The organism is Halobacillus salinarum (assembly GCF_022919095.1).
Taxonomy (GTDB): domain Bacteria; phylum Bacillota; class Bacilli; order Bacillales; family Halobacillaceae; genus Halobacillus_B; species Halobacillus_B salinarum.
Map to the genome: position 1 here is coordinate 1918005 of NZ_CP095073.1, position 24950 is coordinate 1942954.

At 41.6% G+C, this 24950-nt stretch carries 22 protein-coding genes and 2 pseudogenes; 23 read left to right on the top strand and 1 reads right to left on the bottom strand.

All coding sequences use genetic code 11. The features are described 5' to 3' along the window. Positions 1-56 precede the first annotated feature (56 nt). The 7 genes from MUN89_RS09735 (at position 57) to MUN89_RS09765 (ending at position 7389) form a co-directional block, all read left to right on the top strand. Positions 57-1295 carry an NADP-dependent malic enzyme gene (locus MUN89_RS09735; protein ID WP_244713224.1) on the top strand — a complete coding sequence of 413 codons (1239 nt, stop codon included), beginning with the start codon at positions 57-59 and terminating at the stop codon, positions 1293-1295. Between the two features lie 80 nt (positions 1296-1375). Continuing rightward, on the top strand, positions 1376-1984 hold the full coding sequence (locus MUN89_RS09740) for a FadR/GntR family transcriptional regulator (RefSeq protein WP_244713226.1): 609 nt from the start codon (positions 1376-1378) through the stop codon (positions 1982-1984). Positions 1985-2082: 98 nt separating this feature from the next. Then, positions 2083-2961: an acetyl-CoA carboxylase, carboxyltransferase subunit beta gene (gene accD, locus MUN89_RS09745; RefSeq protein ID WP_244713227.1), complete on the top strand. Its 879-nt coding sequence runs from the start codon at positions 2083-2085 to the stop codon at positions 2959-2961. Beyond that, positions 2939-3901, top strand: a complete 963-nt coding sequence (gene accA / locus MUN89_RS09750) for an acetyl-CoA carboxylase carboxyl transferase subunit alpha (RefSeq protein WP_244713229.1) — start codon at positions 2939-2941, stop codon at positions 3899-3901. Before accD ends, accA begins: the two co-directional genes overlap by 23 nt. A 211-nt stretch (positions 3902-4112) precedes the next feature. Further along, the gene (gene pfkA / locus MUN89_RS09755) at positions 4113-5072 is read left to right on the top strand and encodes a 6-phosphofructokinase (protein WP_244713230.1); all 960 of its coding nucleotides are present in this window, start codon (positions 4113-4115) and stop codon (positions 5070-5072) included. Positions 5073-5120: 48 nt separating this feature from the next. Further along, positions 5121-6884: a pyruvate kinase gene (gene pyk, locus MUN89_RS09760; RefSeq protein WP_305852445.1), complete on the top strand. Its 1764-nt coding sequence runs from the start codon at positions 5121-5123 to the stop codon at positions 6882-6884. A 112-nt stretch (positions 6885-6996) separates the two neighbouring features. Beyond that, entirely contained in the window at positions 6997-7389 is a 393-nt protein-coding gene (locus MUN89_RS09765; RefSeq protein WP_244713231.1) for an FxsA family protein, read from the top strand. Positions 7390-7550: 161 nt separating this feature from the next. On the opposite strand, the gene ytvI is transcribed toward MUN89_RS09765, so the two are convergent. Then, entirely contained in the window at positions 7551-8525 is a 975-nt protein-coding gene (gene ytvI / locus MUN89_RS09770; protein ID WP_244713232.1) for a sporulation integral membrane protein YtvI, read from the bottom strand. 286 nt (positions 8526-8811) lie between these two features. Here ytvI and citZ point away from each other — a divergent pair. From citZ to MUN89_RS09850, 16 genes and pseudogenes are all read left to right on the top strand, one after another. Next, positions 8812-9926, top strand: a pseudogene (gene citZ / locus MUN89_RS09775) (citrate synthase). Positions 9927-10036: 110 nt separating this feature from the next. Next, positions 10037-11311 carry an NADP-dependent isocitrate dehydrogenase gene (gene icd, locus MUN89_RS09780; RefSeq protein WP_244713233.1) on the top strand — a complete coding sequence of 425 codons (1275 nt, stop codon included), beginning with the start codon at positions 10037-10039 and terminating at the stop codon, positions 11309-11311. Between the two features lie 25 nt (positions 11312-11336). Then, on the top strand, positions 11337-12275 hold the full coding sequence (gene mdh, locus MUN89_RS09785; protein WP_244713235.1) for a malate dehydrogenase: 939 nt from the start codon (positions 11337-11339) through the stop codon (positions 12273-12275). A 75-nt stretch (positions 12276-12350) separates the two neighbouring features. Next, complete coding sequence (locus MUN89_RS09790; RefSeq protein WP_244713237.1) at positions 12351-12827, top strand: MaoC family dehydratase; 477 nt, start codon at positions 12351-12353, stop codon at positions 12825-12827. 365 nt (positions 12828-13192) lie between these two features. Next, positions 13193-13888 carry a response regulator transcription factor gene (locus tag MUN89_RS09795; protein WP_244713239.1) on the top strand — a complete coding sequence of 232 codons (696 nt, stop codon included), beginning with the start codon at positions 13193-13195 and terminating at the stop codon, positions 13886-13888. Next, complete coding sequence (locus MUN89_RS09800; protein WP_244713241.1) at positions 13889-14959, top strand: PAS domain-containing protein; 1071 nt, start codon at positions 13889-13891, stop codon at positions 14957-14959. Next, positions 14956-15641, top strand: a pseudogene (locus tag MUN89_RS09805) (sensor histidine kinase). Before MUN89_RS09800 ends, MUN89_RS09805 begins: the two are co-directional and overlap by 4 nt. Positions 15642-15937: 296 nt before the next feature. Continuing rightward, positions 15938-18577 carry a DNA polymerase I gene (polA, locus tag MUN89_RS09810; protein WP_244713242.1) on the top strand — a complete coding sequence of 880 codons (2640 nt, stop codon included), beginning with the start codon at positions 15938-15940 and terminating at the stop codon, positions 18575-18577. Between the two features lie 14 nt (positions 18578-18591). Further along, positions 18592-19416 (top strand): DNA-formamidopyrimidine glycosylase, encoded by an 825-nt coding sequence (gene mutM / locus MUN89_RS09815; protein ID WP_244713243.1) that lies wholly within the window; start codon positions 18592-18594, stop codon positions 19414-19416. 58 nt (positions 19417-19474) lie between these two features. Beyond that, a complete protein-coding gene (locus MUN89_RS09820; RefSeq protein WP_244713244.1) occupies positions 19475-20077 on the top strand; it encodes a manganese efflux pump in 603 nt (200 codons plus the stop codon). Positions 20078-20091: 14 nt separating this feature from the next. Further along, positions 20092-20691, top strand: a complete 600-nt coding sequence (gene coaE / locus MUN89_RS09825) for a dephospho-CoA kinase (RefSeq protein ID WP_244713691.1) — start codon at positions 20092-20094, stop codon at positions 20689-20691. Between the two features lie 143 nt (positions 20692-20834). Beyond that, positions 20835-21869, top strand: a complete 1035-nt coding sequence (locus MUN89_RS09830) for a glyceraldehyde-3-phosphate dehydrogenase (protein ID WP_244713245.1) — start codon at positions 20835-20837, stop codon at positions 21867-21869. A 228-nt stretch (positions 21870-22097) separates the two neighbouring features. Next, complete coding sequence (speD, locus tag MUN89_RS09835; RefSeq protein WP_244713247.1) at positions 22098-22475, top strand: adenosylmethionine decarboxylase; 378 nt, start codon at positions 22098-22100, stop codon at positions 22473-22475. Positions 22476-22683: 208 nt separating this feature from the next. Beyond that, the gene (locus MUN89_RS09840; RefSeq protein WP_244713249.1) at positions 22684-23034 is read left to right on the top strand and encodes a cytosolic protein; all 351 of its coding nucleotides are present in this window, start codon (positions 22684-22686) and stop codon (positions 23032-23034) included. A gap of 37 nt (positions 23035-23071) precedes the next feature. Further along, positions 23072-23536, top strand: a complete 465-nt coding sequence (gene nrdR / locus MUN89_RS09845) for a transcriptional regulator NrdR (RefSeq protein WP_244713251.1) — start codon at positions 23072-23074, stop codon at positions 23534-23536. A gap of 51 nt (positions 23537-23587) precedes the next feature. Next, positions 23588-24940, top strand: a complete 1353-nt coding sequence (locus tag MUN89_RS09850; RefSeq protein WP_244713252.1) for a replication initiation and membrane attachment family protein — start codon at positions 23588-23590, stop codon at positions 24938-24940. Positions 24941-24950: the final 10 nt, after the last annotated feature.

Sequence of the window (24950 nt, forward strand, 5' to 3'; positions counted from 1 at the left end):
TAAAGGTGGTCAGACCACCAGGAACGGCTTTATTCTTACTAAAGGAGCGTGTACCTGTGTCAAATTTACGTGACGAAGCATTACACATACATCGTGTAAATAAAGGGAAATTGGAAACTACATCAAAAGTTCCTGTCAGAAATGCAAAAGACTTAAGTCTCGCGTATTCTCCAGGGGTAGCAGAGCCATGTAAAGAAATTTATGATCATAAAGAATCTGTGTATGATTATACAATGAAGGGGAATATGGTCGCAGTGGTGAGCGATGGATCTGCTGTTCTCGGACTCGGGAATATTGGACCGGAAGCTGCTCTTCCTGTGATGGAAGGGAAAGCAGCTTTGTTTAAAAGCTTTGCCGGTGTAGATGCATTCCCGATCTGTTTAAATACTAGAGAAATTGACGAAATTGTACAAACAGTTAAGTTAATGGAGCCAACCTTTGGAGGTGTAAACCTGGAGGACATTGCCGCTCCGAACTGCTTTATTATAGAGGAACGTTTAAAAAAGGAAACAAACATTCCAATTTTTCACGATGACCAACACGGAACTGCGATTGTAACCGTAGCCGGGCTCATGAATGCGCTTAAATTAACAGGGAAATCCTTTTCTGAAATTAAAGTGGTAGCTAACGGTGCGGGAGCTGCTGGGATCGCTATTATTAAGCTTCTCTATCATTTTGGGGTCAGGTCAATCATTATGTGTGATTCTAAAGGTGCGATTTATGAAGGCCGCGAATACGGCATGAATGATGTTAAGGATGAAGTAGCAAAAATAACTAATAAAGATAAAGTAGAAGGTAATTTAGAAGAAGTCATGGAAGGGGCAGATGTGTTTATTGGAGTATCTGTCGGGGGCTTACTTTCCAAAGAAATGGTCTCCAATATGAATGATGATGCGATCATATTTGCTATGGCGAATCCGGATCCTGAAATAATGCCCGAGGACGCTAAAGCAGCCGGTGCCCGTGTAATAGGAACCGGCCGCTCAGATTTCCCTAACCAGGTAAATAACGTCCTTGCTTTTCCAGGTATCTTTCGTGGAGCTTTGGACGTTAGGGCCACCCGGATCAATGAGAAAATGAAGATAGCCGCAGCTGAAGCCATTGCGTCACTCGTAACCGATGAAGAATTAAATGAAGATTACGTAATCCCCGCCCCATTTGATCCAAGAGTCGCTCCGAAAGTAGCAGCCAGTGTCGCGCAGGCTGCAATGGAATCAGGTGTGGCAAGGCACCACGTGGATCCGGAAGAAGTTGCAGAAAAAACGAGACAGCTCACGTTGATTGATGAAGATTGAAGAAGCTTGGAGAAAAGCCGCGTGCTTTTCTCCATACTTACATAATGAATGGAATTTATGTAAATAAGAAGGAGTGTTCCATGTCAGTGTCAAGCTCGGAGCAGAAGAAAGCTTATGAAGGAGTCCTTCATCAATTAAAATCATATATCGAGGATCACCAATTAAAACCTGGTGATAAGCTGCCGTCAGAACGGGAACTAAGTGACCTGCTCCATGTTGGACGATCCTCGATTCGTGAAGCATTTAGAGCTATGGAACTGTTAGGCTTGATCGAAACCCGCCGCGGAGAAGGCACTTTTATGAGGGCGTACCGTCCCTACCACATGGTTGAACTTCTTTCTCATTTTTTGTTAAATAATACAAGGACGAGAGATGAACTTGTAACTGCTAAGAAGATGCTTGAAAAAGAAATTTTAATGATTCATTCAGGAAAGCTGACACCGCAGGAGCAAAAAGAAGTGGAGAGCTACTTACAAGAACCAATGACGAGTGAAAGTCATGAACAAATGTTTTATTATTTATATAAGCTATCCAACCAGGAACTGCTCTTATCCATGTGGCAGTTTATCACTTGGTTTACCGGTGCGGTTCACGAAGTGAGTTATTCATCCTCTTGGTATGAAAACATGCTCCAAGTACTGAAAAGCGGTAAACCATCCGATGTCTTAAGCCTATATGAACACATGTAAGACTTGTCGAATGATTTTCGACAAAAATAGAGAAATTCTTTACTTTCCTTTCTGTATAGTAGGTTAAAGGAAGCTTTTGTCCCAAAGGAGGAATCACCTTGCTAAGAGATTTTTTCAGCAAGAAAAAACGTTATGCATCCATTCCAAGCCAGGAAGCTAAGCAGGATGTACCTGAAGGGCTGATGCAGAAATGCCCTGAGTGTCACAAAATATTTTATCGAAAAGAACTAAACAGGAATATGAACGTCTGCCCTCATTGCGGACATCATCACAGGCTCACTGCCTATGAGCGGATTGAACACCTGTTTGATTCCCAAACCTTTCAAGAATGGGACAAGCATATGGTTTCAACCAACCCGCTGGATTTTCCGGAATATGAAGAAAAACTGGAAAAAGACAGGCAGAAATCCAAACTTAATGAAGCCGTGGTGACAGGAAAAGTAGAGCTGAATGGAAACTCTGCTGCGATCGCCATCATGGATGCAAGGTTTCGGATGGGAAGCATGGGCTCTGTCGTTGGTGAGAAGATTACTAACGCCATTGAGAAAGCCAGAGAAGAAAATCTTCCCTTTATCATATTTACTGCTTCCGGTGGTGCACGTATGCAGGAAGGTGTTCTCAGCTTAATGCAGATGGGTAAAACGTCCGTCGCTTTACAAAGGTTCAGCTCCGAGGGCGGTTTATTCATTTCTGTGATGACCCACCCTACTACGGGAGGGGTTTCCGCAAGCTTTGCTTCACTAGGAGATTATAATTTTGCAGAACCTGGCGCTTTAATTGGATTTGCTGGAAGAAGAATCATTGAACAGACCATTAGGGAAAAACTCCCGGATGATTTCCAAACGGCTGAATTTTTATTAGAGCACGGCCAACTGGACCGCGTTGTCCATCGTCATGATTTGAAAGCAGTTTTGACTACTGTGCTCGATATTCACCAGCCGGGGGTGAAAAGGAATGAAGCATGTATTGGAATTTGAAAAACCTGTCATGGAACTAAGAGAAAAAATCGCTGAACTTAAGCGGCTGACTGAAGACAGCGAAATGGATTTAAACGAAGAAATTACTACCCTCGAAAAACGGTTGGAAAAACTTGAAAAAGATGTTTATGATCGGATGCAGCCTTGGGATAGAGTGCAAATGGCCCGGCATCCTGAACGGCCAACCACCTTGGATTACATTGATTATCTTTTTACTGATTTTCTGGAAATGCATGGGGATCGCCTTTATGGAGATGATGAAGCCATCGTTGGAGGCATAGCTAAGTTTAAAGGGAAGCCCGTGACAGTGATCGGTCACCAGCGTGGGAAAGATACAAAGGAAAACATAAGAAGAAACTTTGGTATGCCTCACCCCGAAGGATATAGAAAAGCTTTGCGCCTGATGAAACAAGCAGACAAGTTTCAAAGACCCGTCATCACTTTTATAGACACCAAAGGAGCATATCCAGGAAAAGCAGCAGAAGAACGGGGCCAGAGCGAAGCTATTGCAAGAAATCTATTTGAAATGGCTGGTCTTTCCGTTCCGGTCGTTTGTGTTGTGATTGGTGAAGGGGGAAGCGGTGGTGCGCTTGGTCTAGGAATTGCAGATAAGATATTTATGCTGGAAAACTCTACTTATTCTGTGATCTCTCCAGAAGGTGCTTCATCTATTCTGTGGAAAGATTCAAGTCTTGCCAAGAAAGCTGCAGAAAGTATGCGCATTACCGCTTATGATTTAAAAGAGCTTGACGTCATCGATGACGTAATTCCTGAAATCCGGGGTGGTGCTCATAGGGATATTGAAGCTCAATCGGAAAGAATTGGAGAGATTATTGAGCAAACAATAGAAGAACTTAGTAAGCAGGAAAGAGACCAATTATTAGAAGAACGCTTTCATAAATATAAAAAAATTGGCGATTATACTTTTATTGATATATAATGGTATGCGGTTAAAGCGGATAGTAAAGACAGGATGTAAGTCGCACAATTTCGTGCGGCTTTTCGCATCTTTACAGAGTGGTAACGCTATCATTGCACATATATTGCCTTCTCCATTTTTTCTACATAGGTAGTAGTTGATAAGGCACAGGTTTCGTTTTATCTTTGAATGGGGAGACAGATTAACAAGTAAATCTTTCGAGGTGATGAGGATGAAGAAAATAGGTGTACTTACTAGTGGCGGCGATGCGCCTGGTATGAATGCGGCGATTCGTGCTGTCGTACGTAAAGCTATTTATCATGGGATAGACGTTTACGGAATTAAATATGGCTATCAGGGTCTCATTGACGGAAATATTGAGAAAATGGAATTAGGCTCTGTAGGAGATATTATTCAACGTGGAGGAACGAAGCTTTATTCGGCCCGCTGCGAGGAATTTAAAACCGAAGATGGACAGCAGAAGGCCATTGAACAATTGAAAAACCACGGCATTGAAGGCTTGATCGCTATAGGTGGCGACGGTACCTTCATGGGTGCAAAAAAATTAACAGAGAAGGGTTATCCGTGTATTGGAGTGCCTGGTACTATTGATAATGACATTCCTGGAACAGATTTCACAATAGGGTTTGACACTGCTCTGAATACAATTATAGATGCGATAGACAAGATTAGGGACACGGCAACTTCCCACGAACGGACCTATGTCATTGAAGTTATGGGAAGGGATGCTGGAGACCTTGCACTATGGTCAGGTCTTGCCGATGGAGCGGAAAGTATTTTAATTCCTGAGGTTAAAGATGATTTTAATGAGATTATTGAGCGGCTCAAACGCGGTCATGACCGTGGGAAAAAGCATAGTATTATTATTGTCGCTGAAGGTGTTGGCAGCGGGGTGGATTTCAGTAAAAAAATCAAGGAAGCCACTAATATGGAAACGCGAGTCACCGTATTAGGTCATACGCAGCGGGGAGGATCTCCGTCAGCTGCAGACAGGGTTCTTGCCAGCCGTCTAGGTGCGTATGCTGTAGATTTAATCATTGAAGGCAAAGCCGGCCGTATGGTAGGTATACAAAATAATGAATTAGTAGATCATGATATTATTGAAATCCTAACCACGAATCACCAGGTAGATATGAATATGTACCGACTTTCAAAAGAATTGTCGATTTAATAGAAAGAATGATTTCTTTACAATGCACTTAAAGAGGAGGAAATGAAAATGATAAGGAAGACAAAAATTGTCTGCACCATCGGTCCTGCTTCCGAAACGGTGGAAACTTTAACTAAGCTGATTGAGGCAGGAATGAACGTAGCTCGCTTGAATTTTTCCCACGGAGATTTTGAAGAGCATGGAGCAAGAATCAAGAACATTCGAGAAGCAGCTGCAGCGACGGGGAAAACTGTAGCCATTCTTCTTGATACAAAAGGTCCGGAGATTCGCACAGGTTCTCTTAAAGATGGGGAAGTTTACTTAGAAAAAGGGTCCACGGTTTATGTGACTATGGACGATATTGAAGGGGATGCCGAGCGTTTTTCGGTTACCTACCCAGGACTAATTAATGATGTACATCCTGGTTCGAAAATCTTGCTGGACGATGGTCTTGTAGAACTTTATGTAGAAGAAATACATAAAGATGAGAATGAAATTAAAGCCACAGTACTAAATAACGGCCCGCTTAAAAACAAAAAAGGTGTAAACGTACCCAACGTAAGTGTAAATCTTCCGGGGATTACAGAGAAAGATGCAAAGGATATTGAATTTGGAATTGAACAAGGGGTAGATTTTATCGCTGCATCCTTCGTTCGCCGCGCTTCGGATGTGCTCGAAATAAAAGAACTGTTAGAAAAACACAACGCCATAGATATTCAAATCATTCCTAAGATTGAAAACCAGGAAGGTGTCGATAATATCGACGAGATTCTTGAAGTCAGCGAAGGATTGATGGTTGCTCGTGGAGACTTAGGAGTGGAAATTCCTGCTGAAGATGTGCCGCTCGTACAAAAACAGTTGATCCGCAAGTGTAACCGTGCTGGTAAACCAGTTATTACTGCAACACAAATGCTGGATTCCATGCAGCGGAACCCTAGACCGACGCGTGCAGAAGCCTCTGACGTAGCCAATGCCATATTTGATGGTACTGATGCCATCATGCTTTCCGGGGAAACGGCTGCCGGTGATTATCCGGTAGAAGCGGTGCAAACGATGCAAAATATTGCGAGCAAAACTGAAACTGGTCTTAACTATAAACAAATCTTAAGTGAACGGTCTAAGCACAGTGATATGACAATCACGGATGCGATCAGCCAGTCGGTTACTCACACAGCCATTAATTTAAACGTAAATGCGATCGTAACGCCTACAGAAAGTGGACACACGGGAAGAATGATTTCTAAATATCGTCCGCAGGCACCTATTGTTGCGGTAACAGCAAGTGAAGCAGTAAATCGCAAACTCTCTTTAGTATGGGGCGTGTATGCAGTTATGGGACCGCACGCTTATTCTACAGATGAAATGCTTGATGTTGCTGTTGATCAGAGCATTGCCTCAGGAGTGGTTTCCAGAGGAGACAGAATTATTATAACTGCAGGTGTACCAGTGGGCGAGAGTGGTACGACCAATCTAATGAAAGTTCATATTATTGGTGATGTCCTAGTCAAAGGACAAGGAGTCGGGCAAAAGAGTGCTTATGGCCGTGCAGTTCTTGCGAAGAATGCGAAAGAAGCCATTGAAAAAGTTCAGGAAGGCGATATTCTTGTTACGCAAGGTACTGACAAAGATATGATGCCTGCAATTGAAAAAGCATCCGGGCTCATTACCCTTGAAGGTGGATTGACTTCCCATGCTGCGGTAGTAGGACTGAGCCTTGGCATTCCAGTTATCGTCGGCGTGGATAAAGCACTCGATATTATTACGGACGGCATTGATATTACGATCGACAGCTCGCGCGGAGATATTTATGAAGGTCATGCGAGCGTTCTATAATATACGATGCTCAAGTATTGGACAGAAAAGCATTGCTTTTCTGTCTTTTTCTTTTATACTTTTTTTCGTTCAGGTTATAATAGACTAAATGGCGATAGAAAGGAAAGATAATATGTTTCGCTGGTTATTATTGCTGATCATCATCGTACCAGCATTAGAGATTGGGGTGCTCGTTTGGGCCGGCAATTGGATAGGTCCCTGGTGGGTCATTCTGTTAATCATAAGTACTGGAGTAATCGGCGCGTGGCTTGCTAAACAGCAAGGGCTTGAGACGATTCGTAATATCCAATTATCTATGCAGCGCGGGCAAATGCCCCAGGATGTTTTATTGGACGGAGCTTGTATCCTTGTTGGAGGCGCTTTTTTGCTAACGCCCGGTTTTATTACGGACACCTTAGGTTTTATATTATTAATCCCAGGATCGCGTGCTCCTATTAAGCTCTTTTTAAGACGGTTGATTACTAAAATGATGGAAAAAGGGAGCATAACTATATACAGGAGGTAGAGGCTTGGCTGGCACCAGCTTCAAGCCTCTTTAACCTTTAATAAAACGCCAAATCTCACCAAGAACTTCGGTTTTATGGAGAGTCTTTATGAAGGCGATGGCCACCGGGCTTAACAACATTCCATAGATTCCCCACAATTGAAACCCTAAAAACAATCCGATCAAAAGAAGGACGGGGGAACACCAAAATGATCCGCTAATAACTTAGGTTCGAGTAATTGACGAACGATGACGAGCACCATGTAGAGCATGGCGAGTCCAATTGTGATATCGAAATTTCCGGAAAAAAACTCAAATAGAATCCAGGGGACGAAAATAATGCCTGTCCCAATGTAAGGAAGCAGGTCTACTGCTCCAGTGACCATCGCTAAGGACAGCGGATGAGGATGTTTCATAACAAGCAGTCCGAAAAATACTATGACGAAAGATACGGCTATTAGGATCATTTGCGCTTTGATCATGCCTCTGACAGTTCTTTTCAAATCTTCGTAAATCTTTTCACCTGTCTTTTGTATCGTTGCTGGAAGCAGCTGTCGAACAGCAGTTATGATTTTCTCCCAGTCTTTGCAAAAGAAGAATGTTGCCAAAACAGCGATAAACATCGTAGATAGAGAGTTTGGAATGGTGATAATCCCTTTAGTCAATCCTTCAAGTATCGTTTGCGCAAATGAGGACAGAGTGGAGCTGACTTTAGAGCTGAGCATTTCAAGAGAAGTCTCCACCGAATGCTTCTGAGCAGCATTTAGCGAATGTAAAAAGTTCTCGAGCTGCCTGACAGCCGGCGTAACTAGTTTTGTAATTCCATCAATCAGTTGATTAATTAAAGCTGGAAAGTCCAAAGCTGCTTCTCCAGCTGCGTACTGTATTCCTTTCACAAGTTCTGCTACGATTAATAACGCGATCCCGCCAATAAATGAAATGCCAAGCAGCATTAACAAAACTACTGCCAGCCATCTTGGGAGCCGCATTCTCACCTCTAAAATTTTTACAAATGGATGCAGAATCCAGGCAAATAATAGAGCAAATAAGAAAGGATAGAGATAGTTCCAGGAAAAATATACGAACGTACCTGAGAGAATTACACAGACCAGCACAACTAAAAAACGAAGTGCTTGATAAAAGACATGCTTGTCCACAAATCACCTCTCCTTCCTTCTCTACATGTATATGCGGCTGTACGGAGATTCTGCTTCACAGATTTCGTGCTTTGTCCTCGATTTCGCTGCAATGTACGACTTTTTCGCTGAGAATTTGATAAATATCCCTAATATTAACCGGTTTCAATTCACATTCAAGTCAGAATACTTTATAATTGTTCGTGGGGATAATTTCATGATTAAATGATAGGATCTTTTAAAGCGTTTTCTCTTTAATTTATTAAATGAGAAACTTAAAGTACCATTTTCACAAAGGAGAGATTGTATGTCATCAACTAAAGGACTTGAAGGAATAACAGCAACTGAATCATCGATCAGTTCAATAATTAACGATAAACTCACGTATGTCGGGTATGATATCGATGATCTTGCTCAAAATTCCAGCTTTGAAGAAGTAGTTTTCCTTCTTTGGAATTTAAAGCTTCCAAATAAAGAAGAATTAAATGAATTTAAAACAGAACTGATAAATAATATGGAGATTCCCAAAGAGGTGATCGACCATTTAAAATCCTATGATTTATCTACGGTCCACCCGATGGCTGCCTTGAGAACAACTGTTTCCATGCTGGGCTTGTTCGATTCAGAAGCCGATGTTATGGAATTGGAAGCGAATAAACGCAAAGCTTTGCGTCTGCAGGCAAAGATCCCTACAGTGGTGACTGCATTTGCTCGGATCCGTAACGGAAAAGAACCTGTATCACCTAAAAAAGACCTTAGTTTTGCAGCAAACTTTCTTTATATGCTGAATGGCAAAGAGCCTGAAGACATTGAAGTGGAAGCTTTTAATAAAGCACTAGTTCTTCATGCAGACCACGAGTTGAATGCCTCTACATTTACTGCACGCGTATGTGTGGCTACACTTTCCGACGTTTACTCTGGAGTCACAGCGGCAATCAGTGCATTAAAAGGCCCTCTTCATGGGGAGCTAATGAACGTGTCATGCAGATGCTGACTGAAATCGGCTCTGTGGAAAACGCGGTTCCTGCTATTGAAAAGAAACTTGAAAATAAAGAAAAAATCATGGGGATGGGCCACCGTGTTTATCGTCAAGGGGATCCTCGTGCTAAACATTTGAAGGAAATGTCCCGTGAGTTAACAGAGCTTACCGGCCATTCAAAGTACTACGATATGTCTGTGAAAATTGAAGACTATATCAAAGAAAACAAAGGATTGCCTGCGAATGTGGATTTCTATTCCGCTTCTGTGTATCACAGCCTAGGCATTGATCACGATATTTTCACTCCGATTTTTGCTGTCAGCCGTGTATCTGGTTGGTTAGCTCATATTCTAGAACAGTACGATAACAACCGCTTGATTCGTCCTCGTGCAGAATATGTAGGACCAAAAGGACAGACGTACACTCCGATTGATGAACGTTAAAATCAATCGGGTTTTTCGTTGTACTTTTTATTGCTGTTAAATTAAAGTATGATAGTAGAGGATGATCCATCCCACAGGACTTAGAAACGAATTTTTTAGGAGGGTTTATTTTGACACAAGCTCAAAAGATCACAGTAGAACAAAACGGAAATTTAATTACACCTGATCGTCCAATTATCCCTTACATTGAAGGAGATGGAATTGGACCGGATATCTGGGCTGCTGCCAGCCGCGTTATTGAAGCAGCCGTTGATAAAGCCTATAATGGCCAAAAATCCATAGAATGGAAAGAAGTACTTGCAGGTCAAAAAGCTTATGATAAAACTGGTGAGTGGCTTCCTGGTGAAACACTTGATACGATTCGGGAGTACAAAATTGCTATTAAAGGCCCGCTTACTACACCAATCGGCGGAGGAATCCGCTCCTTAAACGTAGCACTGCGTCAGGAACTTGATTTGTTCACATGCCTGCGTCCAGTTCGTTATTTTGATGGTGTACCCTCTCCTGTTAAGCATCCGGAAGACACTGATATGGTCATTTTCCGTGAAAATACGGAGGATATTTATGCAGGAATTGAATGGCAGAAAGGCACACCTGAAGTGAAGAAAGTGATTGAATTTCTTCAAAATGAAATGGGTGTACATAACATCCGTTTCCCTGAAACCTCTGGGATCGGTGTGAAACCAGTATCCGAAGAAGGAACAAAACGCCTTGTGCGAGCAGCCATCGATTATGCATTAAACGAAGGGCGCCGCAACGTTACACTTGTTCATAAAGGAAATATTATGAAGTTTACTGAAGGTGCGTTTAAAGCTTGGGGTTATGAAGTGGCTGAAGAGGAGTACGGAGACAAAGTATTTACTTGGCGCGAATATGACCGTATCGTTGAAGAAGAAGGAAAAGATGCGGCAAATAAAGCTCAAGATAAAGCGGAAGCGGAAGGTAAAATCATTGTGAAAGATGCGATTGCCGATATCTTCCTGCAGCAGATTCTTACTCGTCCGAAAGAATTTGATGTGGTGGCAACTATGAACTTGAATGGTGATTATGTTTCAGATGCACTTGCAGCTCAGGTTGGCGGAATCGGCATTGCGCCTGGAGCGAACATTAACTCAGAAAGCGGCCACGCCATTTTTGAAGCTACTCATGGTACAGCCCCTAAATATGCAGGAATGGATAAAGTTAATCCTTCTTCTGTTATTCTTTCCGGTGTGCTTATGCTTGAACACCTTGGCTGGAGAGAAGCAGCCGGATTAATTTCAAAAGCCATGGATAAAACTATCGGAAGCAAAACCGTCACGTACGACTTTGCACGTATGATGGATGGCGCAACGGAAGTGAAATGTTCTGAATTTGGTGATGCTTTGATCAAAAACATGGACTGATCCGTTTGAGAAAGGAGTTTACAAAATGGCAATTCAGAGAAGTAAAATCTCAGTAATCGGTGCGGGCTTTACAGGGGCAACGACGGCCCTAATGGCTGCTCAAAAGGAATTGGGCGATGTAGTGTTAGTCGATATTCCTGACCAGGAAGATCCTACAAAAGGTAAAGCTTTGGACATGCTGGAAGCAAGTCCTGTCCAAGGCTTTGATGCTAAAGTTAAAGGTACCTCTAATTATGAAGATACCAAGGACTCCGATCTTGTTATCATTACTGCAGGAATAGCAAGAAAACCTGGGATGAGCCGGGACGACCTTGTCAGCACCAACTCCAAAATTATGAAGAGTGTTACGAAAGAAATTGTCAAGTATTCTCCAGACTGCTACATCATCGTTCTTACAAATCCGGTTGATGCCATGACGTATTCTGTATTCCAAGAAGCAGGACTACCGAAAAACCGTGTGATAGGTCAATCGGGTGTGCTGGATACAGCACGTTTCCGTACATTCGTTGCAGAAGAATTGAACGTATCGATTAAAGATGTCACCGGCTTTGTTTTAGGCGGACACGGGGACGATATGGTTCCATTAGTACGCTATTCTTTTGCCGGAGGTATCCCGCTGGAAAAATTAATCTCCAAAGATCGTTTAGATGCAATTGTTGAGCGGACTCGTAAAGGCGGAGGAGAAATCGTAGGACTGCTGGGGAACGGAAGTGCATACTATGCACCAGCCGCTTCACTTGTCCAAATGGCTGAGGCTATTTTGAAAGATCAGCGCCGGATTCTCCCGGCTATCGCTTACCTTGAAGGTGAATACGGCTATGAGGGAATTTATTTAGGCGTTCCTACTATCCTGGGCGGAAATGGAATTGAAGAAGTTATTGAACTGGAACTAACAGAGGAAGAGAGAAACCAGCTGGATAAATCTGCAGACTCTGTTAAAAACGTTCTAAATGTATTAAAATAGAAATGAGAGAGGTTCGAGGGCTGGTCCTCGAATCTTTTTTCATAACCAGAGTAAACGCTTACAAGGGGTGAGAGTATGCTGGGCAAGAAAAGGAAATTAGGAAAAAAGATTCAAGATTTACAAATAGGAGAAACCTTCACTACATCTTTTACGGTAGAAGATAGGGACTTGCTTATGTACCTTGGTCTCACAGATGACGCAAATCCTCTATACGTGCAGCATGATTATGCTTCGCAGACACCGTTTAAACGACCTATAGTTCCAACTGTAATGGTATTTGGAATGGTTTCTTCTATCGTTTCTATGCATCTGCCCGGACCGGGAAGTCATATACAGAATAGTGATCTGACCTATCCTAAACCAGTCTACCATTATGCGGAAGTCCGCTTTAATGTAGAAGTTAAGGAGATCAGCCAAGAAGATCATAGCGTTTCTCTTAGTGTGAATGGGTATGATGAGGAAGGCGACCAAATTATTAAAGGGACTTTAATTGTACAGCCGCCTTATGAACCAAAGTCCATGAATGCGAGTTCCCTTGAAAATTTTTACTAATAGGACCACGGAAAGGGGTTCTCAGATTTTTGAGAAACCCCTTTTGTTTTTAGTTATGGAAGGATCAACAGGAAAGTCTCCGATTAATCCGAACAATAGTTGAAGATATCACTTCACTACTCTGCTTCTCTCCTTTCTCTTTTCCTCAAATGCTCTCCCTGTCAGCCTGACAAACAGGTTTTTCTTCCATATTACTGACGAACAATAGAAGGCTATTTTCATTAATTTTCTATAAAAATTTCTTTGCTTACCCATACTAAGTAAAGAAGATGATTATTAAAATTAAGTAAAACTTGTAAAGATACGTATTCAAATTGTTAAGTTCATTGTATTATGAAGATATTATGTTGTCTGAGGTGATTGGAATGATGCAAAAAGTACTTATAGTTGACGATGAAGAATCGATCGTTACATTACTAAAATATAATATTGACCAGGCTGGGTATGAAACAGATGTAGCTTATAACGGAACAGACGCTTTAGAAAAAGCTTCTTCAAATAACTATAATCTCGTAGTATTGGATGTCATGCTGCCTGGGATGGATGGCATGGAAGTCTGTAAGCAGCTTCGTCAAAAACAAGTGGATACTCCAATATTGATGCTTACTGCAAAAGATGATGAGTTTGATAAAGTACTTGGATTAGAACTTGGAGCAGACGACTATTTGACCAAGCCGTTTAGTCCAAGGGAAGTGGTTGCCCGTATTAAAGCGATCCTTAGAAGAATGCATCGGGAACCAGTAGAGGAAGAAGAAACGCATATACAAATAGCGGACTTATCTATTTATCCTGAACAGTACGAAGCAACAATTAAAGGAGAGCCTCTTACTTTTACTCCTAAAGAATTTGAGCTTCTTCTCTATTTAGCCCAAAATATCGGACGGGTTCTATCAAGAGACCAGCTTCTGAGCGCTGTGTGGAATTATGATTTTGCCGGAGATACACGTATCGTAGATGTCCATGTCAGTCATTTACGGGAAAAGATTGAACCGGATACAAAGAAACCAACGTATATCAAAACAATCCGCGGGCTCGGATATAAGATGGAGGATCCGAAGTAAATGAAATCCAACACACGGCCTTTGCTCACGTACACGATCCTTGTAGCAGTCGTGATAATGGGCCTTGGGGTTTTGCTCGCTCAGCTTACTCGTAATTATTTCGTTAATATATTTGAAGAGCGAATTGAAGCAGAGAGCCAGTATTTTGCCACTTATATGGAACGGTATGAACAAGAAGGCGAGCTTAACAAAAAAGAATTGTATGATCTCAGTAAGCAGCTGAACACTGGAATGGTGTTTATTTCAAATGATGGCGAGATTCTTGCTGATACGGTAAGTGCTGTACCTGTTGTAACAGAGAACGAGAAAGATAAAATACTTACCCGTGTGAAAACGAATAATACTTCGGCTCGAGAAGGCGAGCTGATCGATAGTGTTTTCTATTATCCTCTTCCCATTGATCTAAATAATATTGATGGTACCCTGATTCTGCTTTCACGGGTTCATTCCCTGACCAATATTACCAAAAATATTTGGCTGCTCATCGGATTTACACTTGTGCTTGGATTATTGGTCATCCTCATTATAGGCTACAATATATTTTCTAAATTTATTCGGCCGATTCGTTCGGCAGCAGATGTGGCTACTGAACTTGCAAAAGGGAATTACAAAGCACGTACCTACGAAGGCCACTTTGGAGAAGCCGGGCAGTTAAGCCGAGCGATAAACATACTCGCTCGTAATCTCCAGGAGATGACCAGCAAGAAAGGGATGCAGGAAAGCCAATTAGAAGCCGTCATCAATAATATGGGAAACGGACTTGTACTCATTGATGAAAAAGGATATATCCTTCTAGTAAACCGGGCGTTTCTCGAAAGCTTCGGTGGCGAAGCTCAGCAGTACATCGGACATTTGTATCACGAATCCATACCCTTTACTACGATTCATGAGACCATCCAAAAAATTTATATGTTTGAAGAGACCCTAAGTGAAACATTTGTTCTTCCGCTTGGAATTGACCGTAAGCATTTAGAAGTTACCGGAGCCCCATTTTTAACAGTCGAAGAAAATGGAAGGGAGTCGTACTTGTTTTTCACGACATTACGGATCTCAAAAGGCTGGAACAAATGAGAAAAGATTTTGTGGCCAACGTTTCCCATGAATTAAAAACACCGATCACATCGATACGAGGCTTTTCTGAAACTCTTCTGGATGGGGCAATGAATGATGAAGCTATGCTTGAGCAGTTTCTTCATATTATTCTAAAAGAGAGTGGCAGGCTTCAATCTTTAATTCAGGACTTACTGGAGCTGTCAAAGCTTGAGCGTGAGGATTTTCATTTAACCATTGAAAAAGTGGAGATCCAGAAACTGCTTCAAGACCTCCTCCCGATTGTCGAACAGCATGCAGAACAAAAAGGAGTTATTTTAACTGCTGAAGTAGAGGGACAAACAATGATTGAAGGGGATTCAAGCCGTCTCAAGCAGGTTTTCATGAATTTGCTAACCAATGCAGTGAATTATACTTTTAAGGAAGGTAAAGTTCATCTGAAATTTGTAGAAAAAGAGGGACGGATCGTCATTTCTGTTTCAGATAATGGAGTAGGAATTCCTGAAGAGGAAATTTCAAGGATTTTTGAAAGATTTTATCGTGTGGATAAGGCTAGAAGCCGTAATTCCGGGGGACTGGATTAGGTCTTGCTATTGTGAAGCACATCGTTGAAGCCCACCATGGAGAAATTCATGTGGAAAGTATGGTAGATGAAGGTACTACTTTTCACGTGGAATTACCAAAGACCTTTACAGAATCTTAATCTCATGTTTAATAGGAATTTATACTCCTTTGTTAGGATTTTTATGAAACCCTTTCATCCAAGGTGTTTTCTCTATTTTGCAGAAGCTGACTCAGCTTCTGCTTTTTTTTGTCTTACGAAGGCATTTGAAATCATTGGGCATAAACGATAAAAGTTAGTTCTTCGTCTGATGCTTCCAGGAGTGTCTTTTTTCCTCTTTTATTGAATCATGGTAGAATGGTGAAAAAGGTGTATGTGAGTGAAATTCCAGTGGGTTTGCTTTATACGCTTCTGTAGAACGAAGAGGAGTGATAGCTATGGCTGAAAAATTGGTATTAATTGATGGAAATAGTATTGCGTACCGGGCATTTTTTGCACTGCCCCTGTTAAATAACGATAAAGGTGTCTATACAAATGCGGTGTATGGCTTTACGACCATTCTTTTAAAAGTTCTTGAAGAAGATAATCCGGACCACATATTAGTTGCATTTGACGCGGGGAAAACAACTTTCCGCCACGCTACTTACAAAGAATATAAAGGGGGAAGACAAAAAACCCCGCCTGAACTTTCCGAGCAATTTCCAGTATTAAAGGAGGTCCTTGATGCCTTCAGTGTCCCGCACTATCAATTAGAGCAATATGAAGCAGATGATATCATTGGAACGCTTGCTACGAAAGCGGATGACGAAGGCTATGAAGTCAAGGTGATTTCTGGAGATAAGGATCTGCTTCAGCTCGTCTCACCAAATATTAATGTCGCTTTGACAAAGAAAGGCATCACCAATGTGGATACATATGATCCTTCATTTATGGAAGAAAAAATGGGCATACGACCGGATCAGGTGATTGATTTGAAAGCATTGATGGGAGATAGCTCTGATAATATTCCAGGGGTGCCAGGAGTAGGGGAAAAAACAGCTGTAAAATTATTGAAGCAATTTGATACACTGGAACACGTATTTGAAAACCTTGGTGAAATAAGCGGAAAGAAATTAAAGGAAAAGCTTGAAAACCATAAGGAAGACGCATTTATGAGCAGAAAACTGGTAACTATCGAGCGGAACGCTCCTATTGAAATTGGGCTGAAGGAGCTTGCGTTTCCAAGTTATGAAAGTCATAAAGTCAGTCAGGTCTTTAAAGAGCTGGGCTTTCAGTCATTGCTCGGCAGAATAGCTGGCGACAAGGCAGAGAGCGATTCTGATAAGGATTGGGAAGCGGTTGATTACGAAATCGTAGATGAATGGAACAACGACATGTTCACCGGTAAAGAGGCTCTCATTGTGGAAATGCTTCAGGAAAATTATCATGTCGCACCTGTAGAAGCCATTGCTGTCGTTAACGAGAAAAAGAAATATATTCTGCCGTTGGAACAGGCATTAAATTCAGACATGTTCAAGGATTGGGCAGAGGATCCTGATCAGGAAAAATGGGTATTTGATGCGAAAAAGACACTGGTTGCTTTATTGCGTTATGGTATTCATATCAAAGGAATCAGTTTCGATTTGCTGCTTGCTTCCTATTTAATTAATCCTTCTGAAAACAATCACGACATTCCTGCGATCAGCCATCGCCTGGGAGAAACAGAAGTAAAGTATGACGAGGAAGTGTATGGCAAAGGTGCTAAAATGAAGTGTCCTGATGACGAAGAAGTTCTTCATGAACACGTCGTTCGAAAAGCTGGTCTTTTATATAAGTGTAAGAATCAAATTGAAGAAAAACTCAAAGAAAATGCCCAATATGAATTGTACAAAGATTTGGAAATGCCTCTTGCTCTTATTTTGGGACGGATGGAGCATGAAGGGGTCCAGGTGGACGTAGAGCGATTGAAGGAAATGGAAAGTGAGCTTGAAGGGCGTCTTCAGGCAATAAAGAGAGAAATCTTTGAGCTCGCTGGTGAGACTTTTAATTTAAACTCACCTAAGCAGCTGGGACCTATTCTTTTTGAAAAACTCGACCTCCCAGTGATCAAGAAGACAAAGACTGGCTATTCCACTTCAGCTGATGTGCTGGAACAATTGGAGGACCAACACGAAATTATTCCGAAAATATTATTGTACAGACAGCTGGGCAAGCTTCAATCTACTTACATTGAGGGACTGTTAAAAGTAGTTAAAAAGGATACAAACAAAATTCATACACGGTTTAATCAGGCGCTTACTCAGACAGGAAGACTTAGCTCGATTGACCCGAATCTTCAAAACATCCCGATCAGACTTGAAGAAGGCAGAAAAATACGGCAGGCCTTCATTCCTTCAAAAGAAGGATGGGTGATGTTTTCAAGTGACTACTCCCAAATTGAACTTAGAGTACTTGCCCATATGGCTGAAGACGAAAAGCTTATTGCCGCATTTAGGGAAGGTCAGGACATTCACACGCAAACGGCTAGTGAGGTTTTTGGGGTGAGTGGGGAAGAAGTAACAAGTGAGATGAGGCGACAAGCAAAGGCCGTGAACTTTGGAATTGTGTATGGAATTAGTGATTATGGTTTATCGCAAAGTTTAGGCATTACGCGAAAAGAAGCTCAAGCTTATATTGATCGTTATTTTGCGAGCTATCCTGGTGTAAAGAATTATATGGATGAAACAGTTGCCCAAGCTAAACAATCAGGCTATGTCACTACATTCATGAACCGGCGCAGGTATTTACCTGATATGAATAGTCGTAATTTTAATAAGCGAAACGCCGCAGTACGGACGGCTATGAACACACCTATCCAGGGGAGTGCAGCTGATATTATAAAGAAAGCGATGATCGATTTAGAACAACGGCTGAAAGAAGAAAATCTTAAGTCGACCATGCTTTTACAAGTACATGACGAATTGATTCTAGAAGCTCCAGAAAATGAAATTGAACAATTGAAGGAAATGGTTGCTTCCGTCATGGAGCACACCGTCGATTTAAGTGTTCCTTTAAAAGTGGATTATTCCTATGGAGCGACCTGGTACGATGCAAAGTAAGGAGATAGGACAACATGCCGGAATTACCTGAAGTAGAAACGGTTAGAAAAACGTTAAAGCAGTTAGTTATTAATAAAACCATAGACCAAATTACCGTCCATTGGGGAAACATCATTAAACGGCCTAAGGACCCGATGGACTTCACGCGGGCACTTCATGGGCAGACTATAAGAGACATGAAAAGAAAAGGGAAATTTTTATTGTTTGAATTAGACGACCTTACTCTAGTTTCCCACCTGAGAATGGAGGGGAAATACAGTGTTCAGGACAGCACCACTGAACCGTTGAAGCATACTCATGTGATCTTTCATTTCACTGATGGTACAGAGCTCCGGTATCAGGATGTAAGAAAGTTTGGGACCATGCATATCTTTGAAAAAGGGAAAGAAGGCGAAAGCAAGCCGCTTTCTCTGCTTGGGCCAGATCCTTTTGATGAAGCATTTACACTGGATTACTTTTACCGCAAACTTCAAAAAACTTCAAGAAATATAAAAGCCGTACTATTGGACCAGTCCGTTATTGCAGGACTCGGAAACATCTATGTCGATGAAGCACTGTATCGTGCAAAGATTCATCCGGAACGAATAGCTAAAGAACTTACAAAACAAGAAGCAGAGTCGATACGGCAGTCTAGCATCCATACGATTACGGATGCTGTTGCACAAGGAGGGACTACCATACGTTCCTACTTAAATGGACAGGGGCAAATGGGAATGTTTCAGCAGAAACTCATGGTGTATGGGAAGGAGCATTCTCTTTGTCAGGAGTGTGGCACTCCCATCATAAAACTAAAGGTAAGCGGAAGAGGAACGCACGTTTGTTTAACTTGTCAGCGATGACACCAATTCTCCCCAGCGGCATACACTAACTCACAGTTAATGTGAGGAGTGAAATCAGATGGGGATTGCTGTGTTTACGTTTTTGTTTGTCATCGCATTAAGCCTCGACAGCTTTGGAATAGGCTGTATTATTGGAATGAAGAATATCGGGGTGACATGGAAAGGGATCATTGGGATTGGCATGGTCTCCGGCAGCTGTTTTCTACTCTCCTCTTATGCTGGACGTCTTCTCCTTCCATTTTTAACAGAGCAGGCAGCGAACCGAATTGGGGCCGTATTATTGATCGCCATCGGCTGCTTTTACTTGTGGCAGCATTTTCGTAAAGAAAAACCATCCCCAGGTAAAAAGAAACCTTGGACACAGCCAGCCCGGGTATTTCAAAATCCGGTCGAAGCAGATATGGACCAATCAGGAGGAATTCGTGGGAAAGAAGTGTTAGTTCTTGGAGCAGCACTTTCCCTGGATTCCTTTGGAGCTGGTATTAGTGGAGCACTCATCGGCATTTCCCCTTTGCTTACTGCGGGATTGATTGCCGCTGCGACATGTATTATGTTAGCTGGTGGACTGATCTGTGGTGCGAAACTGAATGAAAAAATTGACAGCTTATCTCTATTTCCAGCTATTCTTTTAATCATCATTGCCATCATAAAATTAACTTAGTAAGGAGGGGTATGATGTCGGTTGTCATCGGTTTAACTGGTAGTATTGCCAGTGGAAAAAGCACCATATCGAAGATGTTTAAGGATTTCAATATCCCTGTTATAGACGCAGACATTATTTCCCGTGAAGTAGTGGAGCCAGGAAAACCTGCCTATAGGAAAATCGTAGAAACTTTTGGTGAAACAATCTTAAATGCAGAACGTACCCTTGATCGTAAACGGTTAGGCAGTATAATATTTAATGATTATGAAAAACGGAAACAATTAAATGAAATTGTTCATCCTGAAGTAAGAAAACAAATGACAGACCAGCGTGACGAATTAAAAAAGCAGCATAAAGCCGTTGTGCTTGATATTCCTCTTCTATTCGAAAGCGGGCTTCAACATTTTGTGGATCAGGTATTACTTGTATATGTTGATAAAGAAACACAGGTAAAGAGGTTAATGGAAAGAGATCAATCTTCTTTAGAAGAAGCTGAGCAAAGAATAAAGGCGCAAATGTCTTTGGATGAAAAAGCCGGCCTTGCTGATGCTGTCATTGATAATAATGGACCTGTAGATGCAAGCTTTCGGCAGTTAAAACAAATACTTAGAAATTGGGACGTTATCCAATAAGTACGTCAAAGCCTGGGCTTTGGCGTATTTTTGTGCCCTTTATTTAAAAAAATAGTAAACAAATATCCAAAAACGCTTACAATATGATATACTATTTGTGAAATTCGGATAAAAAGTATATCACATAAATTGGGGGCTGGATGATGAGTAAAACAAAAATTGCAATTAATGGTTTAGGAAGAATTGGCAGAATGGTGTTTAGAAAAGCTGTTTTGGACGATTCCCTGGAGCTTGTGGCAGTGAATGCTAGCTATCCAGCAGAAACCATAGCTCACATGCTAAAATATGACAGTGTTCACGGACGGTTTGAAGGGGAAATCACCGCTGCTGAAAATTGTATAGTCGTCGATGGGAAAAAAATAGTGTTATGCTCCACGAGAGACCCGCTTACCTTACCGTGGAGAGAACTCGAGATTGATATTGTGATCGAAGCCACTGGTAAATTCCGCAGCAAAGAAGAAGCGGAGCTTCACATTGAAGCTGGAGCTAAAAAGGTGATTATTACGGCTCCCGGAAAAAATGTAGATTCCACTATTGTGATGGGGGTAAATGAAGAAAGCTTTGACCCGGCTTTCCATGATGTAGTTTCCAATGCTTCTTGTACTACAAATTGTTTAGCTCCGGTAGTAAAAGTGCTGGAAGAACATTTTGGAATTGAAAATGGCTTGATGACAACTGTCCATTCCTTTACGAATGATCAAAAAAACCTGGATAATCCTCATAAAGATTTACGCAGGGCAAGAGGATGTACCCAATCCATTATTCCGACATCCACTGGTGCCGCAAAAGCATTAGGTGAAGTAATTCCATCTATGAAAGGAAAGTTAAATGGAATGGCGCTGCGAGTCCCAACTCCTAATGTTTCTCTAGTTGATTTAGTCGTGGATTTAAAAAGAGAAGCAACGGTTGAGGAAGTGAATGAAGCATTTAGACGGTACTCAAAAAAAGATATGCAAGGGATATTGGAATACAGCGAGGAACCTCTTGTTTCTATTGATTACACAACTTCTCCATCTTCGGCAATCGTAGATGGGCTTTCCACTCAGGTGATTGGGCAGAGGAAAGTCAAAGTGCTTGCTTGGTATGATAACGAGTGGGGTTATTCCTGCAGAGTAGTAGATTTAGCTAAATTTGTCGGATCATTTATGAACCAGAAGACAGAAGCACGCGTGTCTTAATAGTGGAAGTGATTCCCATTGTGTTTTATAATAGGTACCAACTTGCAAGAAAATGTCTTGCAAATCGGGGATAAACCGTATATACTTTTTTGTGAACTTCTGAATTTCTATTTTTTTCATGACTACTCAAAGGGTTAGGACCTCTCAGGACTAACTTTCCCCCGTGGTAGTACGTGACTGATATTTCAGGAGACAAAGAAGTCAATGTACAAAGGGGGATCCTAAATAATGGATACAATGGGAAGACACGTAATAGCTGAACTATGGGATTGTAATGAAAGTAAATTGAATGATATGTCGTTTATTGAACAAGTTTTTGTCGATGCAGCGCTGAAAGCAGGAGCGGAAGTAAGAGAAGTTGCTTTTCATAAGTTTGCCCCGCATGGAGTAAGCGGAGTAGTGATCATTTCTGAATCGCACTTAACAATTCATAGCTTTCCTGAACATGGCTATGCCAGTATAGACGTTTATACATGCGGTGATCGGATCGATCCTAATGTTGCTGCAGAATATATCGTGCAGGCATTAGAAGCAGGCAGAAATGAAACAGTAGAAGTTCCCCGGGGCATGGGTCCTGTTGAAGTTCAGCAATCTCGTGCTTTATAATATCGAATAACAAAACGATAGACCATCCAGCGATGCTGGGTGGTCTTATGTTTTAATCCAACTGATTTCTCTTCAGCAACTGCACATAGGATCGATTCCATGTTTTAGACAGCTTTCCTAAATTCATTAAATCATGTTAAAATGTTAGGAGATCATGTCGAATTTGTTGAAGGGATTTGTTTAAGTGAAAACTTTTATTTCCAGGTATGTGAGCAAACACTCTGAAACGAGTGAAAATCATCGTGATGAAGGTCTTGTTTCCCATTATTATAAAGCTAAGAAAGATGAAGTATTCCGAGCTGTAGAAGCCATGTTCGACACGCCATCGGAAGTGGTCGCGTCTTCTAAAGAACGTGGTGAAATCACGATTAAATACAAAGGGAAGAGATCGGCGTTTGTTGTAGCTACTGTAATTATGGTGCGCCCATTTCAAACTGCTGTAGATTTTTCTGTAACAACTGAATCTGGTGGACCGATCGACTTTGGATTCAGCAGAAATTTAATTGTCAGCCTTTATCAGCAGCTGGACCGCCAGTTTCCTTCAATTGATCCGTCCTAGTGTAAGATGAAATGAGCGAATGTGGAGTTGATTGAATTTGAAATGTCCAAATTGCCACTATAAGAGCACGAAAGTACTGGATTCTCGACCAATTGAAGAAGGACAAGCGATACGAAGGCGCAGGGAATGTGAAGCGTGTGATTTTCGTTTTACTACATTTGAACGCATTGAAGAAGTGCCTTTAATTGTAGTGAAGAAAGAAGGCACGCGTGAAGAATTCAGCCGTGAGAAGCTTATGCGGGGGCTCATCCGTGCCTGTGAAAAGCGTCCGGTTGCGGTTGAGGAACTGGAGAATGTTACGCTTGATATTGAAAAGGAATTGAGGAATCGAGGCGTTTCAGAGGTTTTAAGTAAGGATATCGGTGAAATGGTTATGATGCGTCTGTCCGATATTGATGAAGTTGCCTATGTCCGCTTTGCCTCGGTTTATCGTCAATTCAAAGATATCAATGTGTTTATTGATGAATTAAAAGAACTAATTAAACACGAGGATAAGGGATGAGCCTGATGCGGCTCATTTTCTTTTTTGAAGATATAGAAGGGGTGGAGCATTTTGGAATATGCGATTGGAAAACTGCTTCCCATCGATGGCTATCGTTTGAAAAAGAGCGGAGTTTCCCATAACCGAGAAAGAGTGGCGCTTACTCATTTATATCAGCCGCTGTTAGGTCAGTTAGCCATTTCGCTTTTCCAGTTTTTAGACAGTGAGTTTGAAACGATGGATGAACAGGAAGTTCATACTCATCACACGATTATGTCGTACCTTTCTGTCCAACTGGATAAAATTTATGAAGCAAGAAAAAAACTGGAAGCCATTGGCCTGCTTAGGAGCTACAAATGCATAGAAGATGGCCACACGGTTTATTTGTACGAGATCGTCTCTCCATTTACCCCGGAAGAGTTCTTTCTTGACGAAATGCTTTCTTTACTTCTCCACCATGAATTGGGAGAAGATAAGTATTTAGCTTTAAAGAAACGAGTATCTCATAAATCGTATGATCTAAGTAAATATGAGGAAACCACTGCTGCATTTGAAGACGTTTTCCAACCTATTTCCCAATCAGCTTCAAGGTTGAAAAAAAATGTAGAATCCAAACCAAACGAGTACGGGTTAGCAAAAGGACCAGTGGTCACTGACTCAAGAGTAGATTTTCATTGGCTGAAGGAAACGTTGAGGGAGCGAATGTATCCGAGTGACCGGATTCTTACTGGAAATAATAAACGTGTAATCGTTCAGCTGGCTTATTTATACAACTTAACATCAACTGAAATTGAAAAAGCGGTGACCTGGGCCATTAATGAAGACAATGAATTTATGGTAGAAGAATTCAAAGCCGCTTGTCATGATTTCATTAATGCCCGTCCATCTACATCAGCCAGTCCTTTAGAAAGTCAAAGAGAAAAGCTCTCTTCTAAAGAACAGCAAACAGGTACCAAGGAAGAGCAATTTGTAGCAATGCTTGAGCAGATTTCACCGAAAGAGCTATTAGAAGATTTGTCATCTGGAAGTCATGCAGCTGATCAGGATCTGAAGATCATTCGTGACGTAATGACCGAACAAGGCCTCGCTCCAGGAGTTATGAATGTCCTTGTTCATTATGTCATGCTCAAGACAGATATGAAGCTGTCGAAACCATACTTAGAGAAGATTGCCAGCCATTGGGCACGGAAAAATGTATCCACTGTACGACAGGCTATGAATATGGCAAAAGCGGAACATCAGCAGTATCAGCAGTGGGGCAAGCAAAAGAAGACGTATCGGCAAAACGGCAAAAAAGAAGTACTGCCTTCCTGGTTTAAAGAGCAGAAAAACAAATCGTCCACCAATGAAGCTGCTTCCTCTTATAATTCGAGTGAGATGGCCGAACGGATTCGAAGACTGACGAATAAAGGAAATGGAAGTTAAGGAGGTGAAA

What these genes read in the sequence shown, in the direction of transcription:
- MUN89_RS09790 (WP_244713237.1), top strand. Translation starts at nt 12,351, where the DNA reads ATGCTGGGCAAGAAAAGGAAATTAGGAAAAAAGATTCAAGATTTACAA.
- MUN89_RS09740 (WP_244713226.1), top strand. Translation starts at nt 1,376, where the DNA reads ATGTCAGTGTCAAGCTCGGAGCAGAAGAAAGCTTATGAAGGAGTCCTT.
- MUN89_RS09795 (WP_244713239.1), top strand. Translation starts at nt 13,193, where the DNA reads ATGATGCAAAAAGTACTTATAGTTGACGATGAAGAATCGATCGTTACA.
- MUN89_RS09800 (WP_244713241.1), top strand. Translation starts at nt 13,889, where the DNA reads ATGAAATCCAACACACGGCCTTTGCTCACGTACACGATCCTTGTAGCA.
- coaE (WP_244713691.1), top strand. Translation starts at nt 20,092, where the DNA reads ATGTCGGTTGTCATCGGTTTAACTGGTAGTATTGCCAGTGGAAAAAGC.
- pfkA (WP_244713230.1), top strand. Translation starts at nt 4,113, where the DNA reads ATGAAGAAAATAGGTGTACTTACTAGTGGCGGCGATGCGCCTGGTATG.
- mutM (WP_244713243.1), top strand. Translation starts at nt 18,592, where the DNA reads ATGCCGGAATTACCTGAAGTAGAAACGGTTAGAAAAACGTTAAAGCAG.
- MUN89_RS09765 (WP_244713231.1), top strand. Translation starts at nt 6,997, where the DNA reads ATGTTTCGCTGGTTATTATTGCTGATCATCATCGTACCAGCATTAGAG.
- speD (WP_244713247.1), top strand. Translation starts at nt 22,098, where the DNA reads ATGGATACAATGGGAAGACACGTAATAGCTGAACTATGGGATTGTAAT.
- mdh (WP_244713235.1), top strand. Translation starts at nt 11,337, where the DNA reads ATGGCAATTCAGAGAAGTAAAATCTCAGTAATCGGTGCGGGCTTTACA.
- pyk (WP_305852445.1), top strand. Translation starts at nt 5,121, where the DNA reads ATGATAAGGAAGACAAAAATTGTCTGCACCATCGGTCCTGCTTCCGAA.
- MUN89_RS09830 (WP_244713245.1), top strand. Translation starts at nt 20,835, where the DNA reads ATGAGTAAAACAAAAATTGCAATTAATGGTTTAGGAAGAATTGGCAGA.
- MUN89_RS09820 (WP_244713244.1), top strand. Translation starts at nt 19,475, where the DNA reads ATGGGGATTGCTGTGTTTACGTTTTTGTTTGTCATCGCATTAAGCCTC.
- accA (WP_244713229.1), top strand. Translation starts at nt 2,939, where the DNA reads ATGAAGCATGTATTGGAATTTGAAAAACCTGTCATGGAACTAAGAGAA.
- polA (WP_244713242.1), top strand. Translation starts at nt 15,938, where the DNA reads ATGGCTGAAAAATTGGTATTAATTGATGGAAATAGTATTGCGTACCGG.